16 protein-coding genes are annotated in these 15,556 nt (G+C 67.5%); 9 read left to right on the plus strand and 7 right to left on the minus strand.

What is annotated here, in order from left to right; genetic code table 11:
- Positions 1-4 precede the first annotated feature (4 nt).
- From M2282_RS20980 to M2282_RS21000, 5 genes are all read left to right on the plus strand, one after another.
- On the plus strand, positions 5-466 hold the full coding sequence (locus M2282_RS20980) for a PaaI family thioesterase (protein WP_280810694.1): 462 nt from the start codon (positions 5-7) through the stop codon (positions 464-466).
- A 21-nt stretch (positions 467-487) separates the two neighbouring features.
- On the plus strand, positions 488-1,504 hold the full coding sequence (locus M2282_RS20985) for an NADP-dependent oxidoreductase (protein ID WP_280810696.1): 1,017 nt from the start codon (positions 488-490) through the stop codon (positions 1,502-1,504).
- A gap of 67 nt (positions 1,505-1,571) precedes the next feature.
- Positions 1,572-3,212 (plus strand): isovaleryl-CoA dehydrogenase, encoded by a 1,641-nt coding sequence (locus M2282_RS20990; RefSeq protein WP_280810697.1) that lies wholly within the window; start codon positions 1,572-1,574, stop codon positions 3,210-3,212.
- A gap of 33 nt (positions 3,213-3,245) precedes the next feature.
- Positions 3,246-4,184, plus strand: coding sequence for a glutathione S-transferase family protein (locus M2282_RS20995; protein ID WP_280810698.1), 939 nt, complete (start codon positions 3,246-3,248; stop codon positions 4,182-4,184).
- Between the two features lie 112 nt (positions 4,185-4,296).
- Positions 4,297-5,199, plus strand: coding sequence for an SDR family oxidoreductase (locus M2282_RS21000; RefSeq protein ID WP_280810699.1), 903 nt, complete (start codon positions 4,297-4,299; stop codon positions 5,197-5,199).
- Here the strand turns inward: M2282_RS21000 and M2282_RS21005 are convergent.
- A complete protein-coding gene (locus tag M2282_RS21005; protein WP_280810700.1) occupies positions 5,196-5,702 on the minus strand; it encodes a hypothetical protein in 507 nt (168 codons plus the stop codon). The genes M2282_RS21000 and M2282_RS21005 overlap by 4 nt on opposite strands.
- A gap of 31 nt (positions 5,703-5,733) precedes the next feature.
- Positions 5,734-6,657 carry a LysR substrate-binding domain-containing protein gene (locus tag M2282_RS21010; RefSeq protein ID WP_280810701.1) on the minus strand — a complete coding sequence of 308 codons (924 nt, stop codon included), beginning with the start codon at positions 6,655-6,657 and terminating at the stop codon, positions 5,734-5,736.
- Positions 6,658-6,774: 117 nt separating this feature from the next.
- On the opposite strand from M2282_RS21010, the gene M2282_RS21015 reads away from it, so the two are divergent.
- Complete coding sequence (locus tag M2282_RS21015) at positions 6,775-7,458, plus strand: FMN-dependent NADH-azoreductase (RefSeq protein WP_280810702.1); 684 nt, start codon at positions 6,775-6,777, stop codon at positions 7,456-7,458.
- A gap of 51 nt (positions 7,459-7,509) precedes the next feature.
- Here M2282_RS21015 and M2282_RS21020 read toward each other — a convergent pair whose 3' ends face one another.
- Complete coding sequence (locus M2282_RS21020; RefSeq protein ID WP_280810703.1) at positions 7,510-8,388, minus strand: AraC family transcriptional regulator; 879 nt, start codon at positions 8,386-8,388, stop codon at positions 7,510-7,512.
- Between the two features lie 293 nt (positions 8,389-8,681).
- Between M2282_RS21020 and M2282_RS21025 the strand changes: the two genes are divergently transcribed.
- A complete protein-coding gene (locus M2282_RS21025; RefSeq protein ID WP_280810704.1) occupies positions 8,682-9,647 on the plus strand; it encodes a helix-turn-helix transcriptional regulator in 966 nt (321 codons plus the stop codon).
- A gap of 92 nt (positions 9,648-9,739) precedes the next feature.
- On the plus strand, positions 9,740-10,180 hold the full coding sequence (locus tag M2282_RS21030) for a PaaI family thioesterase (RefSeq protein ID WP_280810705.1): 441 nt from the start codon (positions 9,740-9,742) through the stop codon (positions 10,178-10,180).
- 29 nt (positions 10,181-10,209) lie between these two features.
- On the opposite strand, the gene M2282_RS21035 is transcribed toward M2282_RS21030, so the two are convergent.
- A complete protein-coding gene (locus M2282_RS21035) occupies positions 10,210-11,400 on the minus strand; it encodes an MFS transporter (RefSeq protein WP_280810706.1) in 1,191 nt (396 codons plus the stop codon).
- Between the two features lie 92 nt (positions 11,401-11,492).
- Here M2282_RS21035 and M2282_RS21040 point away from each other — a divergent pair, with 92 nt between their 5' ends.
- A complete protein-coding gene (locus tag M2282_RS21040) occupies positions 11,493-12,455 on the plus strand; it encodes a LysR substrate-binding domain-containing protein (protein ID WP_280810707.1) in 963 nt (320 codons plus the stop codon).
- Here the strand turns inward: M2282_RS21040 and M2282_RS21045 are convergent.
- From M2282_RS21045 to M2282_RS21055, 3 genes are all read right to left on the minus strand, one after another.
- Complete coding sequence (locus M2282_RS21045) at positions 12,404-13,165, minus strand: 2-keto-4-pentenoate hydratase (RefSeq protein WP_280810708.1); 762 nt, start codon at positions 13,163-13,165, stop codon at positions 12,404-12,406. The genes M2282_RS21040 and M2282_RS21045 overlap by 52 nt on opposite strands.
- Positions 13,166-13,208: 43 nt before the next feature.
- On the minus strand, positions 13,209-14,186 hold the full coding sequence (locus M2282_RS21050) for a Bug family tripartite tricarboxylate transporter substrate binding protein (protein ID WP_280810709.1): 978 nt from the start codon (positions 14,184-14,186) through the stop codon (positions 13,209-13,211).
- A 115-nt stretch (positions 14,187-14,301) separates the two neighbouring features.
- On the minus strand, positions 14,302-15,546 hold the full coding sequence (locus M2282_RS21055) for a pyridoxal-phosphate-dependent aminotransferase family protein (RefSeq protein ID WP_280810710.1): 1,245 nt from the start codon (positions 15,544-15,546) through the stop codon (positions 14,302-14,304).
- Between the last annotated feature and the right edge of the window lie 10 nt (positions 15,547-15,556).

Genomic DNA, 15,556 nt, shown 5'->3' on the forward strand with positions numbered 1-15,556 from the left:
TTCCATGACCATCGATTCCAACGACATCAACATCCGCTCCTACACGAGCCAGATTCCGTTTGCGCGCCACCTGGGCTTCGAGCTCACGAAGTTCGAGGGCGGCGAGTCCGAGATCGTCTACACCGCCAAGCCCGAGCACCTGAACACCTTCGACGTGACGCACGGCGGCGCCTGCATGACGCTGCTGGACATCACGATGGCGGCCGCCGCGCGCAGCGTGGCGCCCGAGACGGGCGTGGTCACCATCGAGATGAAGACCAGCTTCATGCAGCCTTCGGTCGGCCCGCTGCATGCGCGCGGCACGCTCATTCACCGCACCGCGACGCTGGCCTTCACCGAAGCGAAGATCTACGACGAGCAGGAGCGCGTGTGCGCCCATGCCACCGGCACCTTCAAGTACGTGAAGCGCCGCCTGCCCACGGGCCCGGCCAGCGCGAACGAGATGCGGCCGCCTTCCACCGACTGAACGAATTCCCAGGAGATACACATGCCCACGAACAAACAGATCCATCTCGACAACCGCCCCGATGGCGAAGCCACGGCGAGCAACTTCAAGCTGGTGACCGTCGAGACGCCCGCGCTCGCCGACAACCAGGTGCTGGTGCGCCACCACTACATGAGCCTCGATCCGTACATGCGCGGCCGCATGAACGATTCGAAGAGCTACACCGCCAACCAGCCCGTGGGCCAGGTGTTCCAGGGCGGCACGGTCGGCGAAGTGGTCGAGAGCAAGCACCCGAAGTTCGCCGTTGGCGACAAGGTGGTCGGCTTCGGCGGCTGGCAGGAATACAGCGTGGTCGATGCCTCGCAGCCCGGCTCGCTGAAGAAGGTCGACACCACGCATGTGCCGCTGTCGCACTACCTCGGCGCTGTCGGCATGCCGGGCGTCACGGCCTGGTACGGCCTGGTGAAGATCATTGCGCCCAAGGCCGGCGAAACCGTGGTCATCACGGCCGCGAGTGGTGCGGTCGGCAGTGCCTTCGGTGCGCTGGCCAAGGCGCGTGGCCTTCGCGTGGTGGGTATTGCCGGCGGCCCGGACAAGTGCAAGTACGTGACCGACGAACTGGGCTTCGACGCCTGCATCGACTACAAGCAGCACCCCGACGTCAAGAGCATGAGCGCCGCACTGAAGGAAGCCTGCCCGGACGGCATCGACGGCTACTTCGAGAACGTCGGCGGCTACATCTTCGATGCGGTGCTGCTGCGCTGCAACGCCTTCGCCCGCGTGGCGCTGTGCGGAATGATCGCTGGCTACGACGGCCAGCCGTTGCCGCTCGCGAACCCTGCGCTGATCCTCATCAACCGCCTGAAGATCGAGGGCTTCATCGTCAGCGAGCATATGGAAGTGTGGCCCGAGGCGCTGACCGAACTCGGCACGCTGGTGGGCACGGGCAAGCTCAAGCCGCGTGAATCGGTGGCGCAGGGCATCGAATCCGCCCCTGAAGCCTTCCTGGGTTTGCTCAAGGGCAAGAATTTCGGCAAGCAGCTGGTCAAGCTGATCTGAATGCACTGAAACGCACGGCAAGAAGGCCGGTCGTGCGCACCGCAGTGCAGAGCACGGAGGTATTCGAATGAATTCGACGCACGAGGTGTTCAACCAGCCCGCGCCGCTGGCGGACTACAACCTCTTCGAAACCAACCGGCCGCTGCGCGATGCGTTGAAGTTCAATGCGCCGCAGCTGCAGGTGGCGCCGTTGCAGGAACTGGGCGTGACCATCGGCTCGGCCGAGATGCAGACGCATGCGCGCCTGGCCAACATCCACACGCCCGAGCTGCACACGCACGATCGCTTTGGACGGCGCATCGACGAGGTGGAGTTTCATCCGAGCTATCACGTGCTCATGTCGGCTGCGGTGGGCGCGGGCCTGCACGGCACGCCTTGGGCCGGCACCTCCGCCTCGCCGCATGTGCTGCGCGCGGCCGGCTTCATGCTCTTCACCGAGCTGGAGCCGTCGATGCTGTGCCCGATCTCGATGAGCTACGCGGTCACGCCCGCGCTACGCGGCAATGCGGCCGTGTACGCCGACTGGGGCCCGAAGCTCACGAGCCTCTGGTACGACCCGGCGCTCAAGTCTTTCAAGGACAAGCCCGGCGTGACCATGGGCATGGGCATGACCGAGAAGCAGGGCGGCTCTGACGTGCGCGCCAACACGACGAAGGCCGTGCGCGATGGCAGCGATGCCTGGGGCGAGCGCTATGCGATCACCGGCCACAAGTGGTTTTTCTCGGCGCCGATGTGCGATGCCTTCCTGGTGCTAGCGCAGGCCGAGGCCGGACTGAGCTGCTTCTTCCTGCCGCGCGTGCTGCCCGATGGAACGCGCAACGCCATCCACATCCAGCGCCTGAAGGACAAGATGGGCAACAAGGCCAACGCGAGTTCGGAGGTCGAGTTCCACGGCGCCAGCGCCTGGCTCGTGGGCGAGGAGGGGCGCGGCATTCCGCAGATCCTCGAGATGGGCACGATGACCCGGCTCGACTGTGCGCTGGGCACCAGCGGCCTGATGCGGCAGGCGCTCGGCATCGCCATCAATCACGCATCGCAGCGCAACGCTTTCGGCAAGCCGCTGATCGAGCAGCCGCTCATGAAAAACGTGCTGGCCGACCTCGCGCTCGAGAGCGAAGCCTCGACCGCGCTGGCGATTCGCCTGGCCCGTGCCTTCGACCATCCCGACGACGAACATGAGCGCCTGATGGCGCGCCTGCTCACGCCGGTCGCCAAGTTCTGGATCTGCAAGCGCGGCAGCCACTTCGCGCAGGAAGCGATGGAGTGCCTGGGCGGCAACGGCTATGTGGAAGAGGGCGGCGAAGGCGTCATGGCGCGCATCTACCGCGAGATGCCGCTCAACTCGATCTGGGAGGGGGCCGGCAACATCATGGCGCTCGACCTGCTGCGGGGCCTGCGCAAGGGCGACGCGGTGGCGGCGCTCTCTAAGGAACTGGCGCCCGCGCGCGGCCAGCACGCCGCGCTCGACCACATGGCCGACGCGCTGCCGGCGCGCATCGAGGCGATGGCCTCCGAGGTGGAGGCGCGTCGTCTAGCACAGGACGTCGCGCTCGCCGTGCAGGCTTCGCTGCTTGCACAGACCGCACCGGCCGCGGTGGTCGGCGCGTTCTGCGCATCGCGCCTGGGCGGCGACTGGGGCAATGCCTTCGGCACGCTGGGCGCGGGCACCGATTTCGATTCGATCATCCAGCGGGCCCAGCCGCGCTGACCACACAAGAACACCCCACAGGAAAAACGAACCATGGCCGACCTGATCCTCCACCACTACACCACCTCGCCGTTCTCGGAAAAGGTGCGGCTGATCCTCGGCGCCAAGAAGCTGCCGTGGAAGTCGGTCTTCATCCCGCCGATCATGCCCAAGCCCGATGTGGAACTGCTCACCGGCGGCTACCGCAAGACGCCGTTCCTGCAGATCGGTGCCGACATGTACTGCGACAGCGCGCTCATCGCCGACGTGCTGGAGCATCTGCAGCCCGAGCCCACGCTGTACCCCGAGCCCGAGAAGGGCCTGTCGCGCATCCTCGCGCAGTGGGCCGACACCACGCTGTTCTGGGCCGCGATGGCCTGGAACCTGCAGCCCAGGGGCGCGGCCGAGGTGTTCGCCAAGGCGCCGCCCGAAGCCGCCAAGGCCTTCGGCGAAGACCGCGGCAAGATGAGCGCCGGCAACATGACGCGCCTGCGCCCGGCCGATGCCACCAGCGCCTACAAGTCGTACCTCCGGCGACTGTCGGACATGCTCGACGACAGGCACTACCTGCTCGGCGAGGTGCCTAGCATCAGCGACTTCGCGGCCTATCACCCGCTCTGGTACACGCGCCGCATCGAGTCGGTCCGCACCATCCTCGACCTCACGCCCGCGGTGGTCGACTGGATGGACCGCATGGCCGCCATCGGCCATGGCGCGCCCGAGAAATTCACGTCGGACGAGGCCATCGCCGTGGCCAAGGCCGCGACGCCGCACACGGTTCTGACCGACAGCACCTTTCAGGACGACCACGGCATCCCGCTCGGCAGCGCGGTGACGATTCGCGCCGAGAGCTTCGGCCTGGAGGAAACGACGGGCACGCTGGTGGCTGCCACGCGCACGCACTACACGCTGGAACGCAGCGGCGAGCGCATCGGCACGGTGCATGTGCACTTCCCGCGCATCGGCTACGTGCTGAAAAAAGCGGAAGCCTGAAACGTACGCAGCCGGGGCACCTTCGTGACTGCGCGGCGGCGCGTTCCGTATTTCAATAGCGCCTCCAACCTCTCAGCCTCAGAGACATTCAACGCAAGAAGGACACCGGCAAATGATTCAGGACTTCAAGGGCAAGACCGCCGTTCTCACCGGCGCGGGCTCGGGCTTCGGCCTCGAGTGCGCGCGCATCGGCGCCGCACGCGGCATGAACCTCGTGCTGGTCGACGTGCAGCAGGACGCGCTGGACAAGGCCGCGGCCGAAATGGAAGCCGCCGGCGTGCAGGTGCTGGCCCGCAAGGTTGATGTGTCCGATGCCGCGCAAATGGAGGCGCTGGCCGCCGCCGTGAAGGAGCGCTTCGGTGCGCCGCATTTCGTGTTCAACAACGCCGGCGTGGGCGCGGGCGGACTGGTGTGGGAGAACACGGTGTCCGACTGGGAATGGGTGCTGGGCGTGGACCTCTGGGGTGTGATCCATGGCGTGCGCCTGTTCACGCCGATGATGCTCGAAGCCGCCGCCAAAGACCCGGCCTACCGCGGCCACATCACCAACACCGCCAGCATGGCGGGCCTGCTCACGCCGCCCAACATGGGCATCTACAACGCCGCCAAGGCCGCGGTCGTGAGCCTCACCGAGACGCTCTATCAAGACCTGACGCTGGTCACCGACCAGATCGGCGCGAGCCTCTTGTGCCCGTACTTCGTGCCCACCGGCATCACGAGCAGCGAGCGCAACCGCCCGAATGCGCCCAAGGACACCGAGCTCACCAAGAGCCAGCTGATCGGCCAGGCCATGAGCAACAAGGCGGTGAGCAGCGGCAAAATCACCGCGGCCGAAGTCGCTGCGAAGGTGTTCGACGCCATCAGCGACAACCAGTTCTACGTGTTCAGCCACCCCAAGGCATTGGGCAATGTGCGCGCCCGCATGGAGAACATCGTGGCGGTCGTGAACCCGGCCGACCCGTTCCTCGAGCGGCCGGAGATCGGCCAGAAGCTGCGCGAGCAGCTTCGCGCCTAGTTGTAGCTGACCGTCACCATCGCGGCCGCGACGCGGCCCGCGGACGGCCGCTGTTGCGCCGCGATGGACAACGTGCCGCCGTCCAGTCCGATCGCCTGCGCTTGCGCCGAATCGACGTGATGCCGTCGACCCCGGGCGTCGGTGAACATGGTGCGCAGGGGCAGGGCGCCGAGCCCATCGACGCGGACGCTGGCGCTGGGCCGGTCCACGTATTGCCGCAAGAAGGAGAGTTCGGCGACGGGGCCTCCACCGCGTGTGCCGTGGGCCACCGTTGGCGCCGGTGCCGGCACGCGCGCCGCGATGCGCATCTCGTAGGGGGCAGCGACGATCTCACCCGTGAAATGAATGGTGCCGTCGGCAGCGTGCGCATCGATCGATGCCATGCAGGTGGACAGCAATGCCAGCGCGGCGAGTCCGCGCGAGTCGTGGTGCTTCATCTTGATCCTCTCCCAGAAGAGTACTTCCAGCTGCTGTTTATTGTTGTTCTGATTCGATGAAATCACGTTCCATCTGCGAGCGCAAGCTGCAAAGCACCTATGCGGCGGCCTGCGATTCGATCCATTGCCAGACGGCGCGGATCGCAGGCTCGTTCTCTCGCCCGCTTGCGGTTGCTAGGAAATAGCTCCCCGTATCGAGCGCTGGCCCGAAGGGCTGCACCAGGGCGCCGCTGCGCAACTCCTCGGCCGCGAGCGTGAGGCTCAGCAGCGCGACGCCATGGCCCGCCAGCGCGGCGAGCATTGCGTGCGTCTCGTCCGAAAACGACAGGCCCGCTGCCTTGGCAGACCGGCCGCGCGGCTGCGCGATACCTGCTTCACGAAACCATCGCGACCACAACGCCGGCGCGAGCGCCTGCGGCTGCCAGTCGCAGTGGATCAGCTGGTGCTTCGGCAGATCGCCCGCGCGGCGCAGGCCCAGCATCGGGCTGCACAAGGGCGCATAGCGCTCGGCCATCAGTTCGCCGGCCACCAGCCCCGGCCAGTTGCCGCTGCCCGAGCGCACCGCGATGTCCGCATCGCCGCGCGCCAGGTCGACCACCGTGTCGCCCGCATGCAGCCGCAACTCGATGCCGGGGCAGGCCTTGCGGAAGGCTGCCATGCGCGGCAGCACCCAGCGCGCCGCGAAGGCCGTGTTGGTCGTGAGCGTGACCGACCGCGAAGCCGTGGGCCGGCGCAGCCTGTCGACGCCCGCTTCGAGTGCATCGAAGCCCAGGCGCAGGTCGTCGAAGAGCCGCTGGCCCGCGGGCGTCAGCGCGAGCTGCCGCGTGAGCCGGCGAAACAGCGGCTGGCCCAGTGTGTCTTCGAGCGCGCGCACCTGGTGGCTGATGGCCGAGGGCGTGACCGAGAGCTCGACCGCCGCGCGCTGGAAGCTCAGGTGCGCGGCCGCCGCCTCGAAGGCCCGCAACGAGAGCAGGGGAGGCAGGCGGCGCGGCTGGCGAATGGATGAGCCAATCTCTTGCATGACGGGAGAAATGATCGTTTGTGAAGACCCACGGCTGTCCATAGATTCAGGGCCTGTGCGGTCATTCTGACAGCGCAACACAGCGTAGATCAACTCATCCATCGAAGAACCGACGACATGACACTCAACCTGCTTCACATCGACGCCAGCGCCCGCCCGGGCATCTCGGGCTCCGACCCTCACGGCTCGCACACGCGGCGGCTCTCGGCACGCTTCGTCGAACGCTGGCGCAAGGCGCGGCCCGACGACCTCATCGACTACCTCGACGTCGGCCGGCACGCGCCCGCCTATGTCGACAGCCGCTGGATCCACGCCGCCTTCACCGCGCCGGCCGACCGCGAAGCCTGGATGGCCGACGTGCTCGCCGAAAGCGACCGCCTCGTCGACCAGCTCGTCGCGGCCGACCTGATCGTGGTCGGACTGCCGATGTACAACTTCAGCGTGCCCGCGCAGTTCAAGGCGTACATCGACAACATCGTGCGCGTGGGCCGCACCTTCGGTTTCGACCGCGCGCGCGGCGCGGTGCCGTACTGGCCGATGCTCGCCGACGCCGGCAAGCGCATGGTGCTGCTGGGCGCGCGCGGCGACCACGGCTACGACCCGGGCGGGCGCATCGCGCACCTGAACCACACGGAGGCTTCGGTGCGCTCGGTGTTCGGCTACATCGGCATCACCGATGTGCATGAGGCGGCCGTCGAGTGCGACGAGTTCGGCGGCGAGCAGCTTGTGCAATCGATGCGAAAGGCCGAGGCTGCGGTCGATCGCCTTGCCGACGAACTCGGCGGTACGACAGCCAGGTAGATGATGAAGCCGATCCGGACGCGAGCCTGCGATGCAAACCCCTGGACCGATCTATCCGGCGATGCCGTTCCGGGCCGAAGCCGGCTGCAGCGCATCGAGCGCGGAGAGCCTGCGGTAATCGCCGGGCATCACCGCATAGGTGCCAAGGAAGGTCTTGTGCAGGTGGCTCTGGTCGGCGAAGCCGGCCGCATGCGCTGCATAGGTCACGCGCGAGCCACCCGCGATCAGGTCGCGTGCGTATTCGATGCGGTGGCCGACCAGCATCTCGTGCGGCGTGAATCCCAGCGCGCCCCGAAAACGCCGCTGCAGGTGCACCGGATGCAGGCCCGCGGCCTCGGCAAGGCTGTCGAGCGTCATGCGTTGCTGGAAGCCGGAGGCGATGAGCTCATAGAGCCGGTTCATGCGCGCATCGCCGCTGTCGATTGCGCGCGGGGGAGGGGGCTGCAGGGGAATCCACTGCGCGAGGCGCTGGCGCAGCAGGGCGCGACCGGCGGCCACATCTTCTTCGTTGCCGATGCGCGAGGATTCGTGCAGCAGCCGGTGGCACTGGAGGAATTCAAGCGCGGCCGAGGGATCGAGAAAAACAGCGATGCCCGAAGCGTCTTCCACGCGGGCCGGGGAGAAGCTTGCGTTGGCCGCGCTGATGCAGCGGGCGACGGCGGAGCTGCAATACATCGCGTCTTCGCGCCATGGCGCGCTGCGCGCCTGCACAGAATGCCAGACCTGCGGCGCAATGCGCACAAGCGTGCCCGGTGGCACGACCGTCACGCCGTTGCCGCTGCGCACATGCAATTCGGTGTCGGACACCGAGAGCGTGAATCCGACGTGCCGATGCGGCCGGATCTCGCGATGCAGCAGCCGGTTGGCGGTGAACTGAAGACCGGCGAGGTCGACGTCTCGCCAATAGCGAGTGGCGGCCAGGATTTCCATCGGACGCGGGACTCCTCGATGTTGTCGTTCTGCTGAGGGAACGCGCGCAGCATGCCAGCGCAACCTGCGGCTGTGAAGCACTCATTTCACGTGCATTGATGCACGTGCCGCATCGGTCATGCGAAGGTATTCATTGCCGTGCAGGATGCGATGCCGCGGCCCGCGCTCACTGGCGCAGACCCCACAAGCGGCTGTCGGAAGTTAAGAATCTACAAGGCGGCACCCGCACCCTTTGGTACTTTGCCCTCACGCTGCGGCGTCTGCAGGCACGCGGCATTTCAAACAGGCATTCCATGATTCTCGATACCTTGTTGCAACGCGTCGCGGCGTCATCGCTGTCGCACGCGCGGGATCACGACACCGACGCGGCCGCGCCTTTGGGCGACCCGCCCGCGCTGCCGGCCGGCGGCCCGTTTCCGCAGCTCTACGCGGAAGATCAGCTGTACCTGCCGCCATCGGCGGACCGGCGTGCGGAGGGTGCGCCGAGCATCGTCGGCGAGCTGCTGGACGCCGGCAGCCCGGAGGAGCGCCGCCGTCTCGTCCAGGGGATGCTGAACGCCCTGGGCTTCGACTGGCTCGGCTACGGAACCATCGCCTTCCTGCGCGGGCGCTGGTGGCCGCTGAGCTTCTTCACCGCGCACGCAAACCCCGAATGGGTGCAGCGCTACTTCTCGCACCGCCTCTACGAGATGGACCCGCGCCAGCAGGGCGTGCCGGCGTCCAGCCTGCCGATGGTGTGGGATGTGGAGCAGGTCGAGTCGTCGCCGCTGCCCACAGCAGCCACCACGGCGAGCGAGGACGCGGCGGGCCGGCGGCAACGCTTTGTCGACGACCTGCACGCGAGCGGCATCCGCAGCGGGTTGATCTTTCGCCTGGCTTCGCCCACGCACGTGAACCAGTCCACCGTCATCAGCCTGCAATCGAGTGAGCGGGGCCGCCGCTGGATCACCGACGACGTGGTCGGACAGGCCTTGACCCTGGGCCTGAGCCTGCATGAATACCTGTCGCGTCATTCGCGCATGCCGGGCGAGACCGGCGGGCCGCGCATGGAGATCTCGACGACGCAGCAGCACATCCTGCAGCACCTGCTGCAGGGCCGCAGCGACAAGGAAATCGCCAACCGGCTCGACCTGTCGGCCCATACCGTGGACTACCACATGCGGCAACTGCGCCGACGCTTCGCGGCGCGCAACCGGGTGCAGCTGGTGAACGCAGTGCAGCAAGGCGACAGCGACTTCGGCGTGCTGCGCGAGATATAGCGGGCATCGGCGCGGGCCGCCTGCTGACACCACGCTGTCAGGAGCGTCGGCCCAAGATCTGGCTGTCTGCCTGCCTTGCAGTGCGAAGGATCATGATGGCCTCGGACCCGTTGATGCAGCGTTTCCCCAGTTCCGCAACCGCCCGGTTGTTCGGGCAGCGCATCCTTGAATTCGACACCACGAAGGGCTGGGTACGGATGAGCTTCGTCGCGACCGAAGACTTCCTGAATCCCGCGGGCTCTGTGCAGGGCGGCATCCTCGGCGCGATGCTCGACGACACCATGGGGCCTGCGCTGTGGCTCATGAACGGCGCGGGCGCGTTCTCGGCCACGATCGATCTCAACGTGTCGTTTCTGGCGGCTGCTTCACCCGGGCTCTTGTACGCGGAGGGCAGGGTCGTGCAGCTTGGCAAGACCATCTCGTTCCTGGAAGCGCATCTGAGCGATGCGCAAGGGCGGATGGTGGCGCGTTCGACGGCGAGTGCGCGAATGATCCGGCCGCTGGCCGCGGAGCCTTCGCTCACGCCGCCTTGATGTGCGGCAGCGCCAGGAAGCGCGAGAACTCAGGCCCGTACCGAGGCGCAATCGGCCACGGGCCGGCCGGTTTCGCGCCGGTCGAGCGAGCGGCTCCAGAACGCGATGGCCAGGCCCACGAGCGTGAGCAGTGCGGCCACCCAGCCCAGTGCGCGCAGGCCGGGCCCGTGGTCGATCACCATGCCGCCGACCCACGCACCGAGTGCGTTGCCGAGATTGAAGGCTGCGATGTTGAGGCTCGACGCGAGGTTCTGGCCGGCGCCCGAGGCCTTCTCCAGCACCCGCAGCTGCATCGGCGCCACGGTCGCGAACGAGGCCACGCCGAGCAGCCCGACGAAGACCACCGCGGTGAACGGCGTGCCGATGGTGAACTGCATCGCGCCGAGCACGATGGCCAGCGCCACCAGCGTGCCGAGCACGGCCGCCATCGGCGCGCGATCGGCCAGCTTGCCGCCGAGGATGTTGCCGACGGCCAGGCCGCCGCCGAACACCAGCAGGATCGGCGACACGGCCGATTCCGAGAGCCCGGTGATCTGCGTCAGCAGCGGCTGGATGTAGGTGAACACCACGAACACGCCGGCAAAGCCCAGCACCGTCATCGCCAGGCCCAGCAGCACCTGCGGGCGGGCCAGCACGGCCAGCTCTTCGCGCAGCGGTGCGGGCCTGGTTTCGCCCTTCACGCGGGGCACGAACACGGCGAGCACGACGAGGGCCAGCACGCCGATCAGCGTCACCGCCCAGAAGGCCGAGCGCCAGCCGAACTGCAGGCCCAGCCAGGCGCCGGCCGGCACGCCCAGCAGCGTGGCGGCGGTGAGGCCGGTGAACATGATCGCGATGGCCGAGGCGCGGCGCTCGGGCGCGACGAGCCCGGTGGCCACCACCGAGCCGACGCCGAAGAAGGTGCCGTGCGCGAGCGAGGTGACGACGCGCGCAGCCATCAGCATCTCGTAGTTGGGCGCCAGCGCACAGGCCAGGTTGCCGAGCGTGAAGATCGCCATCAGCGCGAGCAGCACGGTCTTGCGCGGAAGCTTCCGGGTGGCGATGGTGAGCACGGGCGCGCCGACCGCAACGCCGAGCGCGTAGCCCGAAATCAGCAGGCCGGCCATGGTGATGGAGACATGAAGGTCCGTCGACACCTGCATCAGCAGGCCCATGATGACGAACTCGGTGGTGCCGATCCCGAAGGCACCGGCGGTGAGGGCAAGTAGAGCGATTGGCATGATGCCCTGTACTGTGCGGACATTCGCAGCCTGTGACTAGAATGCCGCCGCTACATGCAGTTGTGATTTGAAGTCACAGAAATAGGAAATCCATGCCGCGCATCGACGTCAACCGCTCCGGTGAAATGGAAGCCTTCGTGCAGGTGGTCGAATCCGGCGGTTTCTCCGCGGCGGCGCGCCTCCTGGACATGACGCCTTCTGCCATCAGCAAGCTGGTGGCGCGGCTCGAACTGCGGCTGGGCATCCAGCTCGTGCATCGCTCAACCCGAAAGCTGCAGCTCACGCCCGAAGGTCTGCATTTCTACGAGCGCAGCACGCGCGTGCTGGCCGACATGGACGAAGCCGAGCGCTGCGCCGCCGCCGGTGCGGCGCCGCGCGGGCGGGTGAGCATCAACGCCAGCGTGTCGTTCGGCCATCACATGCTGGTTCCGCTGGTGCCGCGCTTGCTCGAGATGCATCCGCAAATCACGTTGGACATCGCGCTCACCGACCGCATCGTCGACCTGATGGACGAGCGCGCGGACATCGCGATCCGCTGGGGCCAGCTGCCATCGTCCGAACTGGTGGCGCGGCGCCTGGGTGAAACGAGCCAGGCCATCGTGGCCTCGCCCGGTTACTTGGCGAAGTACGGCACGCCGCGCACGCCGCAGGAACTGGAGGCGCACAACCGGCTCGGGTGGACCTTCCGGCGCAACACGCCCGACTGGCCGTTGCGCGTGGACGGCCGGACGATCGCGATGCCGGTGGCCGGCCCGGTGCGCGCAAGCGACGGAGAGACGCTGCGGCAACTGGCCATCGCGGGCGCGGGCGTGGCGCGGCTGTCGCTGTATCACATCCAGCACGACATCGATGCCGGACGGCTGGTGCCGGTGCTCGAGGAGTTCAACCCGGGCGAGATCGAGCCGATCCACGCGGTGTACATCGGCAAGGCCGGCACGCTGCCCGCGCGGGTGCGTGCGGTGCTCGACTTCCTGGTGGCGTGCTCGGGCGTGGGAGACGGGCGCTACACGCGCAAGCGAACGGCGCCGATGCCGGCGAACTCGGCCGTCACCTGATCGCCGCGGCGGCAGGGCAGCACGCCGACCCAGGAGCCGGTGGTGACGACTGTGCCGGCGCGCGCGGTCTGGCCATGGCGTGTGATGTGGCGCAGCCAGATCGGCAAAAGCCACGCCGGGTCCGCGAGCGGATGGGTGCCTTCGCGAACGACGACTTCGCCGTCGCCGATGCGCGTTTCGCAGCGTTGCGAGGCCCAGTCGATGGCGACGTAGGGTTGCCATTCGCCGAGCACGAGCGCGCCGTGCACTTGCGAGTCGGCAAGGCGAAGCAGGGCGGGCGTGGAAGCCAGGTCTTGCCAGCGCGAATCGACGATCTCGATGGAGACGGCCATCGCGTCGATGAGCGCAGCCGCGTTGTCGTGGTCCAGCTTCGCGGCTTGTTCGGGCGTCACGTCCTGGCCGAGCCGCAGCGCGACCTCCGATTCGATGCCGGGCGTGTGGAACACCAGGTCGTCGAAATTCGCCGGGCTCTGACGCACGCCAGAAGGGGGAAGCGGTGCGTGCGTGAGCGTCACGCTGCGCGAGCCGCCGCCGGATTTCCAGTGGCCTGCAACGGCGCCGTCGTCACCGAACCAGTCGAGTGCCGCGGCCACGGCGTCCTGCACTTCGTAAGCCTGGCCGGCGTCCTGCAACGCATCGGTCCAGGGGGCGGCGTCGAGGGTGCGGTTGCTGCGGCGTGCGGCGATCAGGGCATCGGCGAGGGCGGTCATGGATGGGTTCATCCGGCGATTCTGTCAGTTGCGAGGCGGCACATCAGGTTTCCACGTGCACGTTGCCGTCCTTCACCACCTTCGCCCACTTGGCAATTTCAGTGCTGATGAACTGCTTGAACTTGTCCTGCGAACCGCCGCCGTCTTCCGCACCGTAGGTGTCCATGCGCTCCTGCACATCGGGCATTGCAAGCACCGTGTTCACATCGCGATTCACTTTCTGCGCAATTGCGGCCGGCAGCTTGCCCGGGCCGACCAGCCCGTACCACGTGGTGGCCTCGAAGCCTGCGAAGCCTTGCTCCTGCATCGTCGGCACGTTCGGGTGACCCTTGGCGCGCTTGGTGCGCGTTTGGGCGACAGCAATCACTCGGCCGTTCTTCACGTGCGGCGTGGCGGCCGTCATGGTCTCGAAGCTGTACTGGATCTGTCCCCCCATCAGGTCGGCGAGCAACGGGCCGCTGCCCTTGTACGGCACGTGCAGCGCATCGACGCCGCCTTGCAGCTTGAACATTTCCAGCGCCAGATGCTGCGCAGAACCCGCGCCGGCCGAGCCGAAGCTCACGGTGCCGGGCGCGGCCTTGCAGGCGGCGACGATGTCCTTCACCGTGAGCCCCTTCTGCGACGGGCCGGCGATCAGCAGGTTGGGCGTGACGCCCACCAGCACGATCGGCACGAAGTCGCGCTCCACGTTGTAGCGCAGCTTGGGCTGCAGGCTGGGCGCGAGTGCGTGGCTGTTGATGTGCGCCATCAGCAGCGTGCTGCCGTCGCTGGGCTGCTGGGCCACGTAGTCGGCCGCGAGCACGCCGGCAACGCCGCCCTTGTTCTCGACGATGACCTGCTGGCCCCACATGATCGTGAGCTTCTGCGCGACCACGCGCGCGAGCGCATCGGTGCCGCCGCCCGGTGGAAAGCCCACCACGATGCGAACCGGCCCCGAGGGCCACTCCTGCGCGAAGAGCCGGGGCACGCCCAGCGTGGCGGCCGCGGCGCCTGCGGCCTGGATGAGGGAACGTCTTTGCATCATCTTTGTCTCCGTGGTGTTGGGGGTCCGATGCGTGCCGGCCTGTTGACAGGTCCGGCAAGGTAGGGGCCGCCGCATCGTTCGAGCGATGCGTTGCGGACGGTGTGTCGCAGGTCTATGCGGCTTTCTGCAAGCCGACCGGCGCCGCCGCGTGATTCGCGAAATGGTCCATCGCCGCCTGCACGCCGCTGCCCGCGAGCTTGATGCCCGAGAGCTTCATGCCCATCTCGACGCCCGCGACCATGGCCACGAGCGTCAGGTCGTTGCTGTCGCCCAGGTGCCCCATGCGGAACATGCGGCCCTTGAGCTTGCCAAGGCCCGTGCCGAGCGAGAGGTCGAAGCGCTGGTGGATCAAGCGGCGCAGTGCGTCGGCATCGATGCCTTCGGGCGTGATCACGCCGGTGAGCACGGGCGAATACACGGCCGGGTCGGCGCACTGGATCGGCAGGCCCCAGGCGTTGACCGCCGCACGCACGCCGGCGGCCCAGCGCTGGTGGCGCGCGAACACGTTGTCCAGCCCTTCGCCGAGGATCATGTCGAGCGATTCCGACAGGCCGTACAGCAGGTTCGTGTTGGGCGTATAGGGCCAGTAGCCGTCCTTGTTCATCTCGACGATTTCGTCCCAGGCCCAGAAGGCGCGCGGAAGCTTTGCGGTCTTCGAGACTTCGAGCGCGCGCGGCGAGAGCGCGTTGAAGCTGATGCCGGGCGGCAGCATCAGGCCCTTCTGCGAGCCGCTGATGGTGACGTCCACGCCCCATTCGTCATGCCGGAAATCCGCGCTCGCGAGGCCCGAGATGCTGTCGACCATCAAGAGAGCAGGGTGGCCGGCTGCATCGATGGCCTTGCGTACCGAGGCGATGTCGGAGGTGACGCCAGTGGAGGTCTCGTTGTGCACCACGCACACGGCCTTGATCTTCTTCTCGGTGTCCTTGCGCAGGCGCGCCTCGATGAGTTCGGCCTGCACGCCGCGGCGCCAGCTCGGCGCATTGGGCAAGTGTTCGTCGGTGCCGGCCACGGCCAGGAATTCGGTCGAGAGGCCCAGGCGCGTGGCCATCTTCTGCCAGAGCGAGGCGAAGTGGCCGGTCTCGTACATGAGCACGTGGTCGCCCGGGCTCAACGTGTTGGCGAGCGCGGCCTCCCAGGCGCCGGTGCCTGACGCGGGGTAGATGGCAACCGGATGCTTCGTCTTGAAGATCTGCTTGATGCCGCCTAGCACCTTCAAACCCAGCGTGCCGAACTCGGGCCCGCGATGGTCGATGGTGGGGAGGCTCATGGCCCGCAGGATGCGGTCGGGCACCGGGCTCGGGCCGGGAATCTGGAGGAAATGGCGGCCGGTGGGGTGGATGTCGAGTTGCAGCATGGACTGTCCT

Origin of the sequence: Variovorax boronicumulans (assembly GCF_029892485.1) — a bacterium.
Taxonomy (GTDB): domain Bacteria; phylum Pseudomonadota; class Gammaproteobacteria; order Burkholderiales; family Burkholderiaceae_C; genus Variovorax; species Variovorax boronicumulans_B.